This window comes from Neobacillus niacini (assembly GCF_031456445.1).
In the GTDB taxonomy this organism is placed as follows: domain Bacteria; phylum Bacillota; class Bacilli; order Bacillales; family Cytobacillaceae; genus Neobacillus; species Neobacillus niacini_I.
Genome location: NZ_JAVDUQ010000029.1, coordinates 14,500 through 31,233, shown reverse-complemented (window position 1 = coordinate 31,233; position 16,734 = coordinate 14,500). Strand labels below are relative to the sequence as shown.

The window sequence follows — 16,734 nt, the reverse complement described above, 5'->3', positions numbered from 1 at the left end:
ACAAGCTGTTGGTTTTGTATAAACTCTTTCCTACTCTTAAAAAAAATCCTAATCTACCTTTGTTAACATTTTTCCAATGCAACAGCTAATTTTTGAATCCCATTTTGTACGAATTCTTCTGTTAATCCTCCATAACCGATTATGATCTGCTGAGAAGAATTAAGTCCGTCGTTATACCAGTACTGTTCTGTTAAGTAAATCCTTACTCCTAGTTTTTCTGCCTGCTTCACTAGCTTCCTTGTATCCACCTTGTTAAATTCAAGTAGCAGATGTAGTCCCGCCTTTTGTCCGATCACCTTGACCTTTTCTTCTAAATATAGATCGATCGCCGCTAACAGCACTTTTTGTTTGGATTGATAGATTTTCCTCATTTTTCGAATATGGCGGCTAAAATGCCCATCTTTCATAAATTGAAAAAGTGCTTCCTGAATCAAGGGAGAAACGGATTGATTGTAAAAAGAGAATTCCGATTGGAATCGTTTCAGTAATTTTTCAGGTAAAACAAGATAACTGACTCGAGCAGCAGGTAGAAAAGCCTTTGAGAAGGTTCCTAGATAAATAACGTTTCCATTCATATCCAGTGATTTTAGAGACGGAATCGGCTGGCCCTGGTATCGAAATTCTCCATCATAATCATCTTCTATAATATAACTGGAATTTTTCTTTGCCCATTGCAACAGCTTGATTCGCTTTTGAATCGGCAGCACCATTCCCAATGGAAACTGATGGGACGGGGTCACATAAGCACAAAGAGCAGAACTCTTTTCCAGCTCTTCCATGTTAATTCCATCTTCTTCAAGGGAGATAGGTTTTATTTTACAATGCTGGCTCTCAAATACACGGCGCACCCCATCATAACCCGGATTCTCCATTGCTACCTTGTTATTTCTTAAGGAAAGAAGCTGGCATACCAATTGAATGGCGGTTTGTGTCCCGGCAGTAAGGATGACTTGACCCGGGGAACATTTTACCCCTCGTGCTTGATAAAGATAATGGGCAATCTCACTCCTTAGTCCATAATGCCCTTTTTTATTACCATAGGAAAAAACTTCCTGTGTTGGGTTTCCAAATGCATCAACTAAACATTTTTTCCAAGTCTTAAGCGGAAAATGTTCCAAATCAATATCACCATATTGGAAATCAATAACCGTCTTTTCTTCGTGAATCGCGCTCTCGTTCTTCATTGGTGGATGGGGTGAACCTTGCAAATCAATAAAATGAAAATCATCCAATTTTAAAACAAATAACCCCTTCTTTTCCCTTCCTTCAACGTACCCTTCTGCAACAAGCTGCTGATAAGCAATTTCGACCGTATTTTTACTAATATTTGTAGTTTGAGAAAGCTGCCTGATAGAGGGAAGTTTGGTGCCAGCGGTTAATTGTCCGTTTTCAATATGTTCGCGAAAATATTGATAGAGTTGTAAATAAATTGGATGGGCGTCTTCTTTTTTGATAAAAGGGGTGATATCCACGTATTCCTCCTCATCTGTCCCTATGAATTTATGTAATACTGTCACTTTTAACAAGGACAATTTGTTTTTAAAATGAGTATAACACGAAAATTTGAGGGGTAGTGAAAAGGATGGTTCCAATGAGACAAAAGAATCTAGAATGTAAGGATCAAACAAAAATCGAATTGTTTTTAGAACAAGAAAAAACCGGATTTTTAGGATTAGCAGATGGAAAGATGCCGTATGTAATACCGCTTAATTTCGTTTGGCTGGATGGTGCTATTTATTTTCATGGTGCAGCAGAAGGCAGAAAGGTAAGTATTATGGAGGAAAATGCAAAGGCTTGTTTTACAGTGAGCGCCAATCAGGGCACTTTAACCCATCCTGTTCCAGCAAAGACAGATACAGCCTATATGAGCGTAATGGTTTTTGGAGAGGCGGAATTAGTAATTGATCTTGATGAAGCGGTGGCGGCTATGCAGAAAATGCTGGATAAATATGTTCCGGGTTATTATGAACAGGCTCTTTCAAGTTCACACGTAGAAAAATACCGATCTTCTCTTGGGAGCAGAACCGCTGTATATAAGATAAAAGCACGAGAGCTTAGCGCCAAGGAAAATCCGATTCAGCTTGAAAAACTATTTTACAACGGAAAAACGCAGCACCATGACACAGCAAAATAATAAAACAGACTGCCGTTGTTTCTACGGGCAGTCTGTTTTTAATAGAATTTAAAGGTGTTTCACCTATTCCAACTAGGACGACCTTCCATACTCGATGCAATTGGCTTAGACCGTGATGTCGCTGCACTAAGCGGCGGTCAGCGTACAAAGGTTTTACTAGCAAAGAATCTCTTAGAACAACCTAGGGTTCTTTTACTTGACGAGCCTACCAACCACTTGGATGTTGTCGCGAAAGAGGAATTAAAACGGGCCTTAAAAGCTTATAAAGGCACAGTTGTTCTAGTTTGCCACGAGCCTGATTTTTATGAGGATTGGGTCACGAAAGTATGGAATGTCGAAGAATGGTCACAACAAACAGTATAAGAAAAGGCAGCGGAGATTCCGCTGTTTTTTAATTTACTTTTTCCAGCGCCAATTTTAAGCCGAATCCAATTAATACTAGCCCTGTAACTCCTTCCATCGCTTTGTTGACGGAAGGTTTTTTTATGAAAGCACTTATTTGATTAATTAATGAAATATAAAATAAGAACCAGATGATGGTTAAAACGGTATAGGTGATTCCCATCAAAAGGAAAGGAAGAAAAGTATTGCTGCTACCATCTACAAACTGCGGTAAAAAGGTTAAAAAGAATACAGCTACTTTAGGATTTAAAAGATTGGTTAGAAATCCTTGTTTAAAACAAGAGCGCCCTTGATAACTTTTTTTGGGAATGATTTCATTTGTCTTTTTATTTTTTAAAGACCACAGTGTTTTCACTCCTAGGTAAAACAAATAAATTGCACCAACAAATTTAAACATCGAAAAGACCATCGCTGACTTCACGATAATTGCGGATAGACCTACTACTGCAGCAGTGGTATGAATCATCAGAGCACAACATGTGCCCCAAACTGTCCTTAGGCCGCCTTTTTTACCGATGGTCAGGGTGTTTTTTGTGGCAATGGCTGTATCGGGTCCGGGCAATATAATTAATACCATACACATAATTATAAATAGATAAAAATTATGAATCATGTTTCTTTCTCTCCTCTTTCTTTTCGGCTATTCCTCTAATCTTGTATTTTAAACCGTTCGAAAAACTCCTATTTATATTGCTGTTCAATTGCTAGCACTTGCTATCACTTTGCTAAATCATTGCGATACCTTAGATATCTTTAGCTAGGTTTTCGATTGTTATCCTTTGGCTGACTGGCCTTTCTTACTAATTTTCCACCATCAAACTGTTGTTTTTTTGGCATCCCCATCATCTCCGATTTCATTTTTTGTAAGGTAATCATAACAAATTTTTATAAGATTATGAATTGATTTTTTGTTATTCAAAGTACCTTTGGAATATATTACCTCCTTTATTTAAAAAGCATGGAAAAAATTGCTTAAAAATGTGCATTCCTATATTCTATTAGTAGAAATGAATGGTTATTGATCAAACAGAAATGAGTTGATTCTTTGCAAATAAAAAGTGCATTACCTATTTTATTTTTTGTGATGTTTCTCGTGATGATTGGCTTTGGAATTATCATCCCTGTCCTGCCTTTTTACGCGGAACAAATCGGAGCCACGCCAACAGAACTGGGACTATTAATGGCAGTTTATTCCTTTATGCAGCTGATTTTTGCTCCAATCTGGGGACGAGTTTCTGATCGGATTGGCCGTAAACCCGTGATGATGATTGGAATTGCGGGCCTTGGCATTTCTTTTTTAATCCAGGGATTATCAACACAGTTATGGATGCTGTTTGCAGCAAGAGTGATCGGTGGGATGCTCTCTTCAGCCAATATGCCCACCGCTATGGCCTATGTTGCGGATATTACTACGGAAGAAAATCGCGGGAAAGGAATGGGAATCATCGGGGCAGCGACAGGTCTCGGTTTTGTTTTTGGACCAGCCGTTGGCGGAATTTTTTCAAAAATAAGCTTAGGACTGCCATTTTTTCTAGCCAGTGGTTCCTCGTTTATTACCTTAATCCTTGTGTTTTTATTACTTAAGGAGTCATCAGAGAAGAAATCTGTCGAAAAACGCCCCTCATTGTTACAGGCTTTTAACGGACCAACATCGATACTATTTATCATGCAATTATTGATTTCTTTATCTCTTTCGGGTTTAGAAGCAACATTTGCTTATTTCGCCGCCAAAAAGGCGGGTATGGATACAAGGGAACTTGGCTATGTATTTATGATCATGGGGCTCGCAAGCGCCATGATTCAGGGCGGATTGGTTGGCAGGCTAACAAAAAAATATGGAGAAAGGGCGGTTATTCAAGGAGGCATCATCGTCTCGGCAATTGGCTTTGGACTCATTTTACTGGTTCATAGTTTTCTAACCGCCGCCATTTATTTAACGATTTTTGGAATTGGAAACGGCGTGATACGCCCGAGTGTTTCTTCATTATTAACCAAAACTTCTTCAGCTGGACATGGAAGTTTGACAGGTTTGTTGTCCTCTTTTGATTCATTAGGCCGAATTGTCGGACCACCGCTTGGTGGTTGGTTATTTTCAATTACAGTAGGCTTGCCCTATATATCGGGAGCTGTTATCTCAGTTTTGGCTTTGATTCTCTTCCAAGTTTACCGTCCAGCAATTAAAATAGGAAATACATCAAATAAAGCAGGAATTTAAAGTGATTCCTGCTTTTCTAATACTTTACCGTGGTTTATTTAAACAACTGGAAAATTCAACAGGAAAGATTTTTACAGATGGAAGATTCGTTATTTTTTAAATTGGGTAAATAATAATAATTCATTTCGGAACTTGTCTAAAAGTTCTTCGAACGAGGATTGGATTAATTGAGGAAATAGTGTTTCTAGTGCTTCATGATATTCCTGGCCTAAAGCTACCCGTAAATAGATAAAGTTATGAAATAAAAGTGCTTTTTCAAAATCAATCCCTAATTCATATAAGCCGATCGATAATTCATCTATTGGTATTTGTTTAATTTTTTTGTAAACGTTTTCGTTTTTTTCTATTAGTTTTTTATTAAGATAATAGGTGACATAATCTGTATAAATCATTTGACCAATATCATTTGTTTCTTTATTTGAATAATTAAAGCCAATAACGTGGTTTTCCTTACTTTCACGGATGATAAATGTTTTGTTTCCTTTTAAATGGGTGATAAAATTTTTGACATGCTTATCAAAAATTTTATCAAATTCTATAATTTGTTGAAGTTTTTGCGCAAAATCCCGATGTTCTTCCCCGACTACAAATAAGCGGTCGACAATGGGCAATAGGTTTAACACCCCCTCTGATAGCTGACTGGACGCATCGTAAATAATAATATCGAATTCCTTTTTCATCTGTTTAATTTTCCGTTTTTTTTCTGTTATCGATAATTTTGAGAATTCATGGATTAATTCATTTGAAATTTTTTCTTTTTCTAAAGTCCCATAGGAAATAAAAGCAGCAGATAGAGTGGTGTTTGTTTTTAGCCAATGATAAATCGATAAAGACAATTCTGTTACACCTGATTTTGCTTTTGGAGAATAGAAACCAACCAAATACAATTCTTTTCACCTGCCTTTTAAAAATATTCCATTTTCACTTGCTGAATTTCCCTTCAAAATGAAGTAATTACTATAGTTTACGGAGTTGTCCATCCTGCTGAAACGGCGATTTCACTAGGTCATTTATTTACAAAAAAGCTAATCGATTCGTATCGATTAGCTTTTTTTCAGGGTTAGCTGCTGGTAGACGCTAGGAATTTTTCGATTGCTGACTTATTTTGTTCAAGATTAATACTTAATACCTCACCGACATCATTAAATCGTTCATTTGTATAGGAGCCATCGACCGGGACGCGCAGTGTCTGTAGGTGCGAGGATGGGTTTGTACCCAAATCCTTTCCTAAAGAAAATAAAGTGGTTGAATCCAGATTGGTTTCAATATAAGGATTGATTACACCTAATAGCTTAGGAATTTTGATAACACTTCCCATACTTAATGCCTGATCCTCGAGTTTAGCAAGGACTTCCTGTTGCCGCTCGACGCGGCCAAAGTCACTTAAATTATCATGTCTAAAACGGACATATCCTAATAACTTGTCTCCATGCAGTGTTTGCTTTCCAGGGTTTAACGTCATCCCAATTCCAGAGGACATTTGATGCGGAACATCTACTTCTATCCCATCTGGTGCAAGGACATCCACCACTTTGGAAAAACCTTTAAAATCTACCATTGCATAGTAGTTTACATCAATATGAAAATTTTCCTCAATGGTTTGTCTTAAAAGCTCTGGGCCTCCAAAGGCATAGGCAGCATTTATTTTTTGCTTACCATGTCCTGGTATGTCCACGTATGTATCTCTCATAATCGAAATCAATTTTGCTTGATGAGAGTTTTGATCATAATGTGCAATCATAATCGAATCTGTTCTTGAATGCTTCTCGCCGCGAGAGTCGCTTCCGAGAAGAAGAACATTGATTTTTCCAAACTTTACTTCCTTCCCTTTAAACGTGTCAGCCTCTTTTTTATTACTTATGTAACTTCCAGCTTCTGCAATCGATAGTCCTTGCTTATATTGATAAAATGAATAAGTGCCGATAAAAATAATCATCAATATAAAAAACAGCCCCAATACCCTTTTCCATCGAACTTTCCTTCTTCTACGTTCCTTTTCCATCTCGTACCTCCGGTTTGTAAATGCAAGTTAACAAAAAAATTATTCTTATTTATTTTAAGGTATTAACCGTAATAATTTAATTACAAAAAGGTAAATAAAAGATTAAGTTTTTAATACTTGAAAAAGTTAGAGCCCAAAAACCGTGAATTAAAATTAATCATATGTCGGTCGGACATGCATACAATGGGTTATGAAGATGTAATTGGTAAAGGAGCCGGATTCATGAAATCTTTCACTCAAGTCACTTCATTGATAGCCCTTTTTTTCTTATTAATATTTGCTGCCTATCTGGATTCACCTTTTTCGTTAATAAATAAAAATTATTCCTACACTGCAACCTCAAGTAAACAAAAAGTTGCCAAGCCTGTTACGGCTGCCCCTTCTGATGAGGGACCTGATTTAGTAGAGAAACTTGAAAAAGTTGAAAAAGTAGACGGATATTTCGTGGAGACCTATCAGGAATATGAGGTTTACAAGGATGAGAATGGCAAAGTCAAAAAAGAAATACCAACCGACCATGTCGAAACATTAAAATATTGGGATTATAGTCAAAATTCCGGTGAATGAAGGGGTAAATCCTCTAAGGAAAAGGCTCCCGATTAAACCCGTCAACCTTTATTCGTGGGAATGATTCTGTTCTTTAATTTCCTCAACTTCCAATGGAATCTATTTTATTTGCGGATGAATGGATTTTATAAAATTGTCTAAAATGGAAGATGAGGAGGTAGAAGAAAAATGAATACAATGGCTTTAATCGTAAAATTTGTCACTTGTCTGGTTGCTTATGCAGTAGGACTAGATCTTTTCTTTAATGCTACATGGGTGGATATTGTTTGGTTCAGTGTACTGATGACGATTGTTTCTTATCTTGGGGATAGGATTTTACTCTCACGAATCGGAAATAAGAATGCCCTTATTGCGGATTTTATCCTATCTTATATGGTTGTTTGGATTTTTGGCAGTGTCCTTCTTGACAATTATTTGCAAATCGCCTGGGGAAGTATTATTTCAGCGGTAATTATTACTGCTGGAGAGTTTTTCGTTCATCGATTAATGCATGGTTCTATGCCGGAGGGCAGCCAAAAAAAGAATGTGGTACCTGATCGGCTTGCATACGGAATGGAAATGTCCGAGGAGCATGAGCCGTTAAAGAAAAAGTGATATCGATACGAAAATTTTATAATGAATGATTTAGGAAAAGGTCTTCCCGTTTTATTTGGGGAGACCTTTTTTGAGGTCTGAAGATGGAAATAAACTAGAGGTTAAAATAATTATTTACATGAAAGGAAATATTTTGATTCCAAAAATGAACTTTCTGTGACAGAAATGTGAAACATCAAAAATTCTCTACTCAAATGAACTTATTTTTGATATATTTGTATAGCTTTTTAACATTATTATGGTGAATAAATTAAAAAACAAATTAAATGAAAGGGGAACTTACATTGAGTAAATGGAACCAAAAAGCTAAATATTCTATTTTGGCATTATTGGGTATGGTTCTTTTGGCAGGGTGTGATAAAAGTAAATTTATTGTTCTAAACCCAAAGGGTCCTGTTGCCCAACAAGAATTAAATTTAATTATTATTTCGGTTATTTTATGTGCAGTTGTTATTATTCCGGTTTTAGGTATTTTCGTCTATATTGCCGTTAAATATCGTGACAAGCCCGACAACAAAGCTCCTTATCAACCTGAATGGGCAGATAGCAAAGTATTGGAGGTCGTTTGGTGGGGGATCCCAGTTGTCATTATTGCGATTCTCGGTGTTTTTACTGCTAAAACAACATTGAATTTAACAAAACCTCCTGTTAAGGATGTAAAACCGATCGTGGTTCAAGTAACTTCTCTGGATTGGAAATGGATGTTTACCTATCCGGGAAAAAACATTGCCACAGTCAATTATGCTGAAATTCCTGCCGGGGTTCCGGTTCAATTCATTTTAACTTCTGATGCGCCGATGAATTCTTTCTGGATTCCACAGTTAGGCGGTCAGGAATACACAATGCCGGGAATGTCAATGGGTTTATGGCTTCAGGCAGATAAAGTTGGAGAATACTTTGGTTCCGGTGCTAACTTTACCGGCAAAGGATTTGCCCATATGCAATTTAGAGTGAAATCCGTAAGCCAAGCTGATTTTAATAAATGGGCAGAAGGTGTTAAGCAAAGTTCTCCTGTCTTAACAAAAGGTGGATATGAAAAATTGTCCAAGCCAAGTACTGAAAAAGAGTTAAGCTTTTCATCCTATCCTAAAGGACTATTCGAAGACATTGTAAACAAAAATGGTGGAAATTATTATAACCATATGAACCATATGGGTGATAGTGCGTCCATGAAGTCAATGCCTGGAATGGATATGGGGAAATAATCAATCAGGAGGAAATTATCGATGGATAACTCGCATTTCTTTGTCACCGGCGATCCAATGATTTATGGTGCCGATGTTTCAATAGTTTTAGCAATGGTCGCGATTGTATTTTCTCTCACCTATTTTAAAAAATGGGGCTGGTTATGGAGAGAATGGATTACAACTGTTGATCATAAAAAAATTGGAATTATGTATCTTCTTTCATCTTTACTCATGCTTTTCCGCGGTGGTATGGATGCTGTTTTAATGCGTATTCAACTTGCATTTCCAAATATGCATTTCTTAGAATCTCAACATTATAATGAAATTTTTACAACGCATGGTACGATTATGATTTTATTTATGGCAATGCCATTTATGTTTGCTTTATTTAACATGGTTGTTCCATTGCAAATTGGTGCACGGGACGTTGCGTACCCAATGTTGAATGCTGTCAGCTTTTGGTTGTTCTTTATTGGGGCAATGCTCTTTAATATTTCCTTTGTCATCGGGGGTTCGGCGAGTGCCGGCTGGCTTTCCTATCCGCCATTATCTGAAAATCAATTTAGTCCGGGGCCGGGACAAAACTTCTGGATATGGGGTATTCAGATTTCAGGTATCGGTAGTTTAGCAACAGGTATTAACTTTATTGTTACCATTTTAAAAATGCGCACTCCAACGATGCGCTTAAGAGATATGCCATTATTTTCATGGTCTGTTTTATCATCATCGATTGCTATTTTAGGTGTATTCCCTATTCTTACTGTTGCCTTAATCATGTTAACGATTGACCGCTTACTTGGCGGACACTTCTTTACCATGACTGCCGGCGGTAACCCAATGATGTGGGTAAACTTAATTTGGATGTGGGGTCACCCAGAAGTTTATATCGTTGTATTACCTGCTTTTGGTGTTTACTCTGAGATTGTGGCTACATTCTCTAAAAAACGGATTTTCGGATACAGTTCAATGGTATTTTCTATGATTGCCATTTCTGTCGTTTCTTATTACACTTGGGCCCACCACTTCTTTACAATGGGCGCAGGCGCTAACGTAAATATTGTCTTTGCGATTTGTACGATGATTATTGCGATTCCAACAGGTGTCAAAGTATTTAACTGGCTGTTCACAATGTACCGCGGCCGGGTTCGCTTATCACAGCCGATGCTTTGGTTTTACGCATTTGTTCCATGTTTTCTTGTCGGTGGTGCGACGGGTGTCATGCTCGCGGCTGCACCTGCAGACTATCAATACCATAACAGCTACTTCCTTGTCGCCCACTTCCACCAAGTATTAATCGGTGGTGTTGTGTTCGGATACCTTGCAGGCTTATATTATTGGTGGCCAAAATTATTTGGCTTTAAGTTAAATGAACGTTTAGGAAAATGGGGATTCTGGTTCTGGCAAATTGGTTTCTATGTATGTTTTATGCCGCAATACGCTCTTGGTTTCATGGGGATGACTCGCCGTATTTATATCTATAACCAATCTGCTGGTTGGGATATGGGCTGGGCTCCACTTAATTTAATCTCAACGGTTGGTGCCTTCTTAATGGGTATCGGTTTCGTCTTCCAAGTGTGGCAAATTCTATATAGTGTTAAACATGGTGAACGCGATGTAACCGGCGATGCTTGGGATGGCCGTACATTAGAGTGGTCAATTCCATCCCCTCCTCCAGTTTATAACTTTGCGATTTTACCAACTGCAAAGGGCAAAGATGCTTGGTGGTACCAAAAAGAAGATATGAAGAAAGAAGACTATAAACCTGAACCTGTGAAATATGAACCGATTCATATGCCAAAAAATACAGGTATTCCTTTCATCATGTCATGCTTCTTCTTTGTTGCCGGTTTTGGTTTTACGTTTGATTGGATTTGGATGGGTGTCATCGGATTAATTGGGGTTGCCGTAACGTTATTTGTTCGTTCTTTCCAATATGACACTGATTATTATATTTCTGTAGAAGAAATCGAGCGAACTGAAAAAGCATTAAGAAATAACATTTCAGTTCATCGAACTGCAAACTAGGAGGTTATAAACATGCAACATAGCACTTCAGCTCATGTTTCTGACCATGATCATGGTCATGTTGACCAAGAAGGGTTAAAAGTATTAGGATTTTGGATTTTCCTTGTAACCGACTGTCTTTTATTTGCGACCTTCTTTGCAGGGTATGCGGTTTTACACAACCATACAAATGGAGGATTTACAGCAAAAGATTTCGATGTTCCAGGTTTTGTTATAGAGACTTTCATTCTATTAATTAGCTCGTTTACAAGTGGTTTGGCTGTGTTAGCCATGCATAAAGGCAATAAAAAAGGTCTTATTAGATGGTTAATTGTAACACTTGCACTTGGTGCTGTGTTCGTAGGACTTGAAATCAATGAATTTGTAAATATGGTTCATGAGGGTGCAACTCTTCAAAGCAGCGCCTTCCTAACATCTTTCTTTTCTTTAGTTGGAACACACGGTGTTCACGTTTCCTTCGGTATCCTTTGGATGATTGGAATTATTGTTCAAATTAAGAAAAAAGGAATTACTGAAGTTACAAAACGAAAAGTTTCCATTGTCAGTCTGTATTGGCACTTCCTAGATGCTGTCTGGATCTTTATCTTTACTGTCGTTTACTTAATGGGGGTGATGTAACATGTCAACACATGGACACGAACACACAGGTTCCATCAAAGCATATGTGACAGGTTTCATTCTTTCGATTGTTTTAACGATCATCCCGCTTGTTCTTGTTTTAAATCATATGATGGCTAAAACAGCGCTTATGGTAAGCATATTGATAGCAGCTGTTTTACAGTTTGTCCTTCAATTATTCTTCTTCATGCATATTCGTGATGGTGAAGGACCAAGATACAATGTAATGGCATTAGTCTTAGGGATTATTTTCGTCGCAACGATTGTTGCCGGTTCGGTTTGGATTATGTCGTTTAACTCTCAAGTTCAATAGAGAAATGTTTTTCAGTGCCCAGCGGTTTCAAAAAAATCGCTGGGCACTGAAGCTTAACAAAGAGATAAGCTAATTGGATTCTTACATAGGAGGTGCTTTTGATGCGATATTTCTGGCTTTCTATTCTCTCAGCAGCATCAATTTTTCTGGTAAATATCATTGGGTTTATTGATACCATGACCAATTCCGCAATGGGATGTGGAAGTGGATACCCTTTCTGTAACGGTAAGATCTATCCTGATTTTTCAGATTATCATTCTGTTATTGAGTATACACATCGAGTGTTTGTCGGTCTGGCAAGTTTGTTATTATTTGTGGTTTCAGCCATCGCTTGGATTCGCTATAAAACGAGAAAGATTAAATTGCTGGTCCTTCTTGCTATTTTAGGAATCCTTGGGGAATCAACCCTTGGTGCGTTGACTGTTATGATATCGCTCTCCCCTCTTTTACTTGCTGCACATTTGGGAATAGCTCTTATATCTTTTTCGGCCTTAGTCAATATCGCTTATGTCATTTATCTGGAGGAAAGAAAAATTCCACCAATGAAAAAGTTATCCTCTTCTTTTTCACTTTTTTCTTGGTTTACCTTCATCTTCCTCTATGCAGCCATTTATTTCGGCGGCTTTGTAGCAAAAACAGGTTCAGGTGAATCCTTCCGTGGTTTCCCGATTCCGACCGAACGTTATGGAGATGTTGGTAATGCTTTTTGGGTCGATGTTATTCATAGATCATTTGCCCTTGGTTTAATCATTCTTTTTTTCTGGTTGATTTACCTTTCTAAAAAATATCGTCAGGATCGCCCTGACATTTACCGCTTCAGCCAAATTAATTTTTTATTCATCCTTTTGCAAGGATTAAGCGGTGCCCTTTTAATCTATACTCATTTAAGTTTGGGAGCTGTACTCCTTCATGTTTCCATCTTGTCCCTTTTAGTCGGAATTCAAAGTATCATCTGCTTTCAAAGTGGATAGGCAAAAATCCTAAATGAATCGTTTAGGATTTTTTTATTTGTCTTTTTACTTACCATTTTTAAAAAGCAAGTAATTTGCACTGTAAAAATTATTTTTAAAAAAAGTTTGACAAATTTGTGACAATTGATAGAATATTCAGTAAGGGAGTGATGATCATGGAGTATAAATATTTAAAAATTTTTAAAGCATCTATGTTTGGAATCGGTATTGGTGTTCTCATTTTTATTGTTAGCTTTTTTGTAAGCGCTGCCAACGGTGGGTACTTTTATACTGCAACAGGTGTGGGTGTCGTCATTGCTTCTATAATTACCTTATTATTTGGTATGTGTCTAAGCTTAATGGATGAAGTAACACAAGCGGAGATTCGGAATAAAGAAACAAAACTATATTTTGTTCCTAAAAAAACCTTTCGATAATAAAGGATAAAAAAATCAGGCGTAATTTTTAGTGAAATTACGCCTGATTTTTTATGAAAATAGGTGTTCCTATTTTCTACATATAAGCTGAATCACCAACTTGGACTAGAACTTATCATCGCTGAGGTAGTAATTCCTCCTGTTTCAGCTACTCCCTCCCAAACTGCATTTACAAGGGACATTTCATTACTTTTTCTCCAAATGCTTGAAATCATAATAATATTATAGTCTTCTCCAACTGCGACAATAAATACGAAAGCACATAAAGGGATAAATCCTTGTCTTTCATTCATGTTGAACCCATAGTGCAAGATAATCCATCCTAACCCTAATGCACTAAAATAGGATAAGAGCACCGTTCCGATTAGGTAAATAGTGGCGATAATGGAACGAAAATAGAACAATAGTAAAACGGCGATCATGATAAGCACAATCGGAATAATCATGGAGGCATCAGCTTTCGTTGTCTCTTTCGTATTTATATTGTTCGGCCGTTTGGCCACTTATATAAACCTTGCTCTTCCTATCTTTTGTGAATTTGCCTGGGGTAAAGTGAGATTTAAAAGGAGGATAACGAACATCCAAACAAGGATCGTAATCCATCACCCTTTGGAAAAGCCCAGGTTTAATAAGGAACTTGAGTCTTTTCTAATCTTTCTAAAATTTTTCTTTTCCGATAAAGCATCATCCCTGTTTCGGAAAGATCGCTAATCATGGACCGGTTAATGAAGGCACCGAAAATCATCCCGGCTACCGGCACTATTTGAAATAATTTTTTCCATCCAAAATTGTCCCGGTATGTATAGACAACCTCTCTCCAGCCTTGTAATTGAGACATTATTTCATCTGATTTTTTATCTCTTTGATAAAAGTTCGCTAATTCATTCAGAATCGCACGTTTTCCAACAACATCAGCTGAAGAAAACTGTAAACATTTAATGATAAAAATTCGTTCATTTTTATTGTTAGGGTCATAGCCGTGGAGTATCGCAATTTCTTGTAAGGTTTTTAGGGAAATCGCCAATATTGCCGGTATATCAACGGCGAGAGTGAATATTCCCCCGATTCCTGTGCTTGCTCCTTGAAGTGCTGCAAGGTTCTTTCTTCTCCCGCTCAGATCATGGCTAATTTTATCCATTGTTTTTAGCGGCAAATCTTGAATATCCGAAACCTTTTCGATGGTCTGATTTGTTTCTTTTTCAACCATATTGAGTAAACTTTTTTCATTTATTAAATATCTTCCGCCGGTTTGAATGTAAGCCCCAATTTCTTCAAGCAATAAACCGATCTTGTTATGAATAAATTGGGGGGTAATTTTATCTAAAAGCTTAAATGGAATTCGCCCAATCCTTTCCCAAAACCACAGACCTCCTTGGTCTTTTTCCCATTTTTCTATGATGGATAGTTCTTTCAGCAATTCCTCTTTTGATTCCATTACTTTAACCACCTATTTTCAATTAATTATCCTTTTGCTCTATTTTCCTCATTGAGTATTTCTATTACATACGGAAAATTTTAAAAAAGGTTTCAAATTGGGCTTGTTAAATCAAATTTTTTTGATAAAAAGATTGACACATGAAAATGTTGGGAATATGATAAATGTATCAAGATTATTTGATTTATAAAGAGGTGAAAACTTGAAAGAAATTCAGGATATTTCCTTAGAAAAAGTATTTGAGAATTACGAGTTAAAATTTAAAGCCTTAGCTGATAAAAAGAGACTGCAAATTATAAATATTTTAACTCAAAAAGGGTCGATGTGTGTTTGCGACCTGGCGCCAATAGTGGATATGGCTCAATCAAAATTGTCTTACCATTTAAAAATCTTATTGGAAGCAAACATCATTACAAAAGAAACAAAGGGAACCTGGAGCTACTACGAGCTCAATCAAAAAGAACTGAATCATTTATTGTCGCATGAGCTTTGCTGCCTCTTCAAAACAAATGACTAATTTTTTTATGCATTATATCAATTTTTTTTGATTTATATATCAATATAATTTGATTAAAGGGGGAGATCTTTATGTTTAATGAATTTGCTGTTTATCAAATGTTGAAATTGCGTCAGGAGGAAATTGAAAGAAATACCAGAGATGCTTGGAGGTTTGACCTTATTGAAAAGGAAGCTTATTTTTCCAAAATAAAAAAGTTCAAACAGTCATCTTCTCAAACAGTTAATTTGCGGCTGTGCTTGCAATTGCTAAAGAGGCTTAGGATCTGGATGGATACAGTTAAATCTTAAATTAGCTTTTAAGGAAACCCTGGATTTAATAAAAAGTATTTATCCTTATTTGCTTATGGGGGAGCGGCCATTGGAGCAGTAATTCACGGATTAGATCCTACAGAGTGGATTTCAAGTGTGTTTGGCAAGGAGCATTGGTGGCTCATCCCGATTGCCGCCATGATCGGGATCCCGTTATATATTCGTCTATCCAGTATGATTCCAATTTCGCAAATTCGAATTGCCAAAGGAATGGCGTTAGGGCCTGTGATGGCCATGATTATCAGCTCTGCCGGTGCCAGCCTGCCAGAAGTGATATTACTAAAATCTATCTTTAAAAAACAATTAGTGGTTTCCTTTGTGTTTTCGGTTTTTGTGATGTTGACTCTATCAGGTTTTATCTTTTATCTAGTTTAATAGGAGGGGTTTTACGTGTTCAAATTTATAAAGAAAAAATCGGACTGCTGCAAGGTGAAAATTGAAGAAGTTAAAGTGAATGGTAGTAATAAGGTGGAAAGACAAGAATGTTGTTCAGCTAAAAAGGCCTCTTCATGAGGCCTCTTTTGATTTATTCATCAGATTTAGCAAAATGGGTACTTTTGAAACCTTGTTAGTGCTCATGTAAATGGTTTTTCATCAAGTATGGGAACTATGAACCCCTGATAGTGCCCGTGGAACCGATTTTTCATCAAGTATGGGAACTATGAACCCCTGATAGTGCCCGTGGAACCGATTTTTCACCAAGTATGGGAACTGTGAGCCCCTGATAGTGCCCGTGGAACCGATTTTTCACCAAGTATGGGAGCTATGAGCCCTTGATAGTGCCCTTGGAACCGATTTTTCACCAAGTATGGGAACTGTGAGCCCCTGATAGTGCCCGTGAAACCGATTTTTCACCAAGTATGGGAACTATGAGCCCCTGATAGTGCCCGTGGAACCGATTTTTCAGCAAGTATGGGAACTGTGAGCCCCTAATAGTGCCCGTGGAACCGATTTTTCAGCAAGTATGGGAACTATGAACTCCTCATAGTGCCCATGGAACCGATTTTTCAGCAAGTATGGGAACTAT

The 16,734-nt window shown here is 37.3% G+C and carries 19 protein-coding genes and 2 pseudogenes; 14 read left to right on the top strand and 7 right to left on the bottom strand.

From position 1 onward, the window contains the following. Positions 1-62: 62 nt before the first annotated feature. Positions 63-1,517 carry a MocR-like pyridoxine biosynthesis transcription factor PdxR gene (gene pdxR / locus J2Y67_RS20320; protein ID WP_310176971.1) on the bottom strand — a complete coding sequence of 485 codons (1,455 nt, stop codon included), beginning with the start codon at positions 1,515-1,517 and terminating at the stop codon, positions 63-65. 65 nt (positions 1,518-1,582) lie between these two features. Here pdxR and J2Y67_RS20315 point away from each other — a divergent pair, with 65 nt between their 5' ends. Both J2Y67_RS20315 and J2Y67_RS20310 read left to right on the top strand, forming a co-directional pair. Next, positions 1,583-2,134: a pyridoxamine 5'-phosphate oxidase family protein gene (locus J2Y67_RS20315; protein WP_310176969.1), complete on the top strand. Its 552-nt coding sequence runs from the start codon at positions 1,583-1,585 to the stop codon at positions 2,132-2,134. Between the two features lie 105 nt (positions 2,135-2,239). After that, positions 2,240-2,497, top strand: a pseudogene (locus J2Y67_RS20310) (ATP-binding cassette domain-containing protein); the annotation flags it as partial. 28 nt (positions 2,498-2,525) lie between these two features. Here J2Y67_RS20310 and J2Y67_RS20305 read toward each other — a convergent pair. Both J2Y67_RS20305 and J2Y67_RS20300 read right to left on the bottom strand, forming a co-directional pair. Continuing rightward, positions 2,526-3,146, bottom strand: coding sequence for a LysE family translocator (locus J2Y67_RS20305; protein ID WP_310177059.1), 621 nt, complete (start codon positions 3,144-3,146; stop codon positions 2,526-2,528). Positions 3,147-3,289: 143 nt separating this feature from the next. Then, positions 3,290-3,412: a hypothetical protein gene (locus tag J2Y67_RS20300; RefSeq protein ID WP_310176967.1), complete on the bottom strand. Its 123-nt coding sequence runs from the start codon at positions 3,410-3,412 to the stop codon at positions 3,290-3,292. Between the two features lie 169 nt (positions 3,413-3,581). On the opposite strand from J2Y67_RS20300, the gene J2Y67_RS20295 reads away from it, so the two are divergent. Further along, positions 3,582-4,751, top strand: coding sequence for an MFS transporter (locus J2Y67_RS20295; RefSeq protein ID WP_310176965.1), 1,170 nt, complete (start codon positions 3,582-3,584; stop codon positions 4,749-4,751). Between the two features lie 89 nt (positions 4,752-4,840). Here the strand turns inward: J2Y67_RS20295 and J2Y67_RS20290 are convergent, their stop codons facing one another. Further along, positions 4,841-5,638 (bottom strand): hypothetical protein, encoded by a 798-nt coding sequence (locus J2Y67_RS20290; protein WP_310176963.1) that lies wholly within the window; start codon positions 5,636-5,638, stop codon positions 4,841-4,843. 173 nt (positions 5,639-5,811) lie between these two features. Further along, a complete protein-coding gene (locus J2Y67_RS20285) occupies positions 5,812-6,753 on the bottom strand; it encodes an LCP family protein (protein WP_310176960.1) in 942 nt (313 codons plus the stop codon). 222 nt (positions 6,754-6,975) lie between these two features. Between J2Y67_RS20285 and J2Y67_RS20280 the strand changes: the two genes are divergently transcribed. From J2Y67_RS20280 to J2Y67_RS20245, 8 genes are all read left to right on the top strand, one after another. After that, positions 6,976-7,320, top strand: a complete 345-nt coding sequence (locus tag J2Y67_RS20280; RefSeq protein ID WP_310176958.1) for a hypothetical protein — start codon at positions 6,976-6,978, stop codon at positions 7,318-7,320. Positions 7,321-7,488: 168 nt separating this feature from the next. Beyond that, positions 7,489-7,914: a YndM family protein gene (locus J2Y67_RS20275; RefSeq protein WP_310176957.1), complete on the top strand. Its 426-nt coding sequence runs from the start codon at positions 7,489-7,491 to the stop codon at positions 7,912-7,914. A gap of 284 nt (positions 7,915-8,198) precedes the next feature. Next, a complete protein-coding gene (locus tag J2Y67_RS20270; RefSeq protein WP_310176956.1) occupies positions 8,199-9,119 on the top strand; it encodes a ubiquinol oxidase subunit II in 921 nt (306 codons plus the stop codon). 21 nt (positions 9,120-9,140) lie between these two features. After that, positions 9,141-11,126, top strand: coding sequence for a cbb3-type cytochrome c oxidase subunit I (locus tag J2Y67_RS20265; RefSeq protein ID WP_310176955.1), 1,986 nt, complete (start codon positions 9,141-9,143; stop codon positions 11,124-11,126). Positions 11,127-11,138: 12 nt separating this feature from the next. Further along, entirely contained in the window at positions 11,139-11,744 is a 606-nt protein-coding gene (gene cyoC, locus J2Y67_RS20260) for a cytochrome o ubiquinol oxidase subunit III (RefSeq protein WP_310176953.1), read from the top strand. Position 11,745: 1 nt separating this feature from the next. Then, positions 11,746-12,057 carry a cytochrome o ubiquinol oxidase subunit IV gene (cyoD, locus tag J2Y67_RS20255; protein ID WP_310176951.1) on the top strand — a complete coding sequence of 104 codons (312 nt, stop codon included), beginning with the start codon at positions 11,746-11,748 and terminating at the stop codon, positions 12,055-12,057. 101 nt (positions 12,058-12,158) lie between these two features. Further along, positions 12,159-13,028: a COX15/CtaA family protein gene (locus J2Y67_RS20250; protein WP_310176950.1), complete on the top strand. Its 870-nt coding sequence runs from the start codon at positions 12,159-12,161 to the stop codon at positions 13,026-13,028. 155 nt (positions 13,029-13,183) lie between these two features. Further along, positions 13,184-13,444: a hypothetical protein gene (locus J2Y67_RS20245; RefSeq protein WP_310176949.1), complete on the top strand. Its 261-nt coding sequence runs from the start codon at positions 13,184-13,186 to the stop codon at positions 13,442-13,444. A 92-nt stretch (positions 13,445-13,536) separates the two neighbouring features. Here the strand turns inward: J2Y67_RS20245 and J2Y67_RS20240 are convergent, their stop codons facing one another. Together J2Y67_RS20240 and J2Y67_RS20235 are read right to left on the bottom strand one after the other, a co-directional pair. Then, the gene (locus J2Y67_RS20240) at positions 13,537-13,947 is read right to left on the bottom strand and encodes an MMPL family transporter (RefSeq protein WP_310176947.1); all 411 of its coding nucleotides are present in this window, start codon (positions 13,945-13,947) and stop codon (positions 13,537-13,539) included. Between the two features lie 122 nt (positions 13,948-14,069). Then, positions 14,070-14,879, bottom strand: coding sequence for an EcsC family protein (locus tag J2Y67_RS20235; RefSeq protein WP_310176946.1), 810 nt, complete (start codon positions 14,877-14,879; stop codon positions 14,070-14,072). Between the two features lie 202 nt (positions 14,880-15,081). On the opposite strand from J2Y67_RS20235, the gene J2Y67_RS20230 reads away from it, so the two are divergent. From J2Y67_RS20230 to J2Y67_RS20220, 3 genes and pseudogenes are all read left to right on the top strand, one after another. Continuing rightward, entirely contained in the window at positions 15,082-15,396 is a 315-nt protein-coding gene (locus J2Y67_RS20230; RefSeq protein ID WP_310176945.1) for an ArsR/SmtB family transcription factor, read from the top strand. Positions 15,397-15,467: 71 nt separating this feature from the next. Next, a complete protein-coding gene (locus J2Y67_RS20225) occupies positions 15,468-15,686 on the top strand; it encodes a hypothetical protein (RefSeq protein ID WP_310176942.1) in 219 nt (72 codons plus the stop codon). Further along, positions 15,679-16,082 (top strand): annotated as a pseudogene (locus J2Y67_RS20220) (permease); the annotation flags it as partial. The gene J2Y67_RS20225 and the pseudogene J2Y67_RS20220, both read left to right, overlap by 8 nt. Positions 16,083-16,734 lie beyond the last annotated feature (652 nt).

Coding starts and splice junctions, on each gene's coding strand:
- J2Y67_RS20250 (WP_310176950.1), top strand. CDS start 12,159: ATGCGATATTTCTGGCTTTCTATTCTCTCAGCAGCATCAATTTTTCTG.
- cyoC (WP_310176953.1), top strand. CDS start 11,139: ATGCAACATAGCACTTCAGCTCATGTTTCTGACCATGATCATGGTCAT.
- J2Y67_RS20280 (WP_310176958.1), top strand. CDS start 6,976: ATGAAATCTTTCACTCAAGTCACTTCATTGATAGCCCTTTTTTTCTTA.
- J2Y67_RS20225 (WP_310176942.1), top strand. CDS start 15,468: ATGTTTAATGAATTTGCTGTTTATCAAATGTTGAAATTGCGTCAGGAG.
- J2Y67_RS20265 (WP_310176955.1), top strand. CDS start 9,141: ATGGATAACTCGCATTTCTTTGTCACCGGCGATCCAATGATTTATGGT.
- J2Y67_RS20315 (WP_310176969.1), top strand. CDS start 1,583: ATGGTTCCAATGAGACAAAAGAATCTAGAATGTAAGGATCAAACAAAA.
- cyoD (WP_310176951.1), top strand. CDS start 11,746: ATGTCAACACATGGACACGAACACACAGGTTCCATCAAAGCATATGTG.
- J2Y67_RS20245 (WP_310176949.1), top strand. CDS start 13,184: ATGGAGTATAAATATTTAAAAATTTTTAAAGCATCTATGTTTGGAATC.
- J2Y67_RS20275 (WP_310176957.1), top strand. CDS start 7,489: ATGAATACAATGGCTTTAATCGTAAAATTTGTCACTTGTCTGGTTGCT.
- J2Y67_RS20285 (WP_310176960.1), bottom strand. CDS start 6,753: ATGGAAAAGGAACGTAGAAGAAGGAAAGTTCGATGGAAAAGGGTATTG.
- J2Y67_RS20300 (WP_310176967.1), bottom strand. CDS start 3,412: ATGATTACCTTACAAAAAATGAAATCGGAGATGATGGGGATGCCAAAA.
- J2Y67_RS20235 (WP_310176946.1), bottom strand. CDS start 14,879: ATGGAATCAAAAGAGGAATTGCTGAAAGAACTATCCATCATAGAAAAA.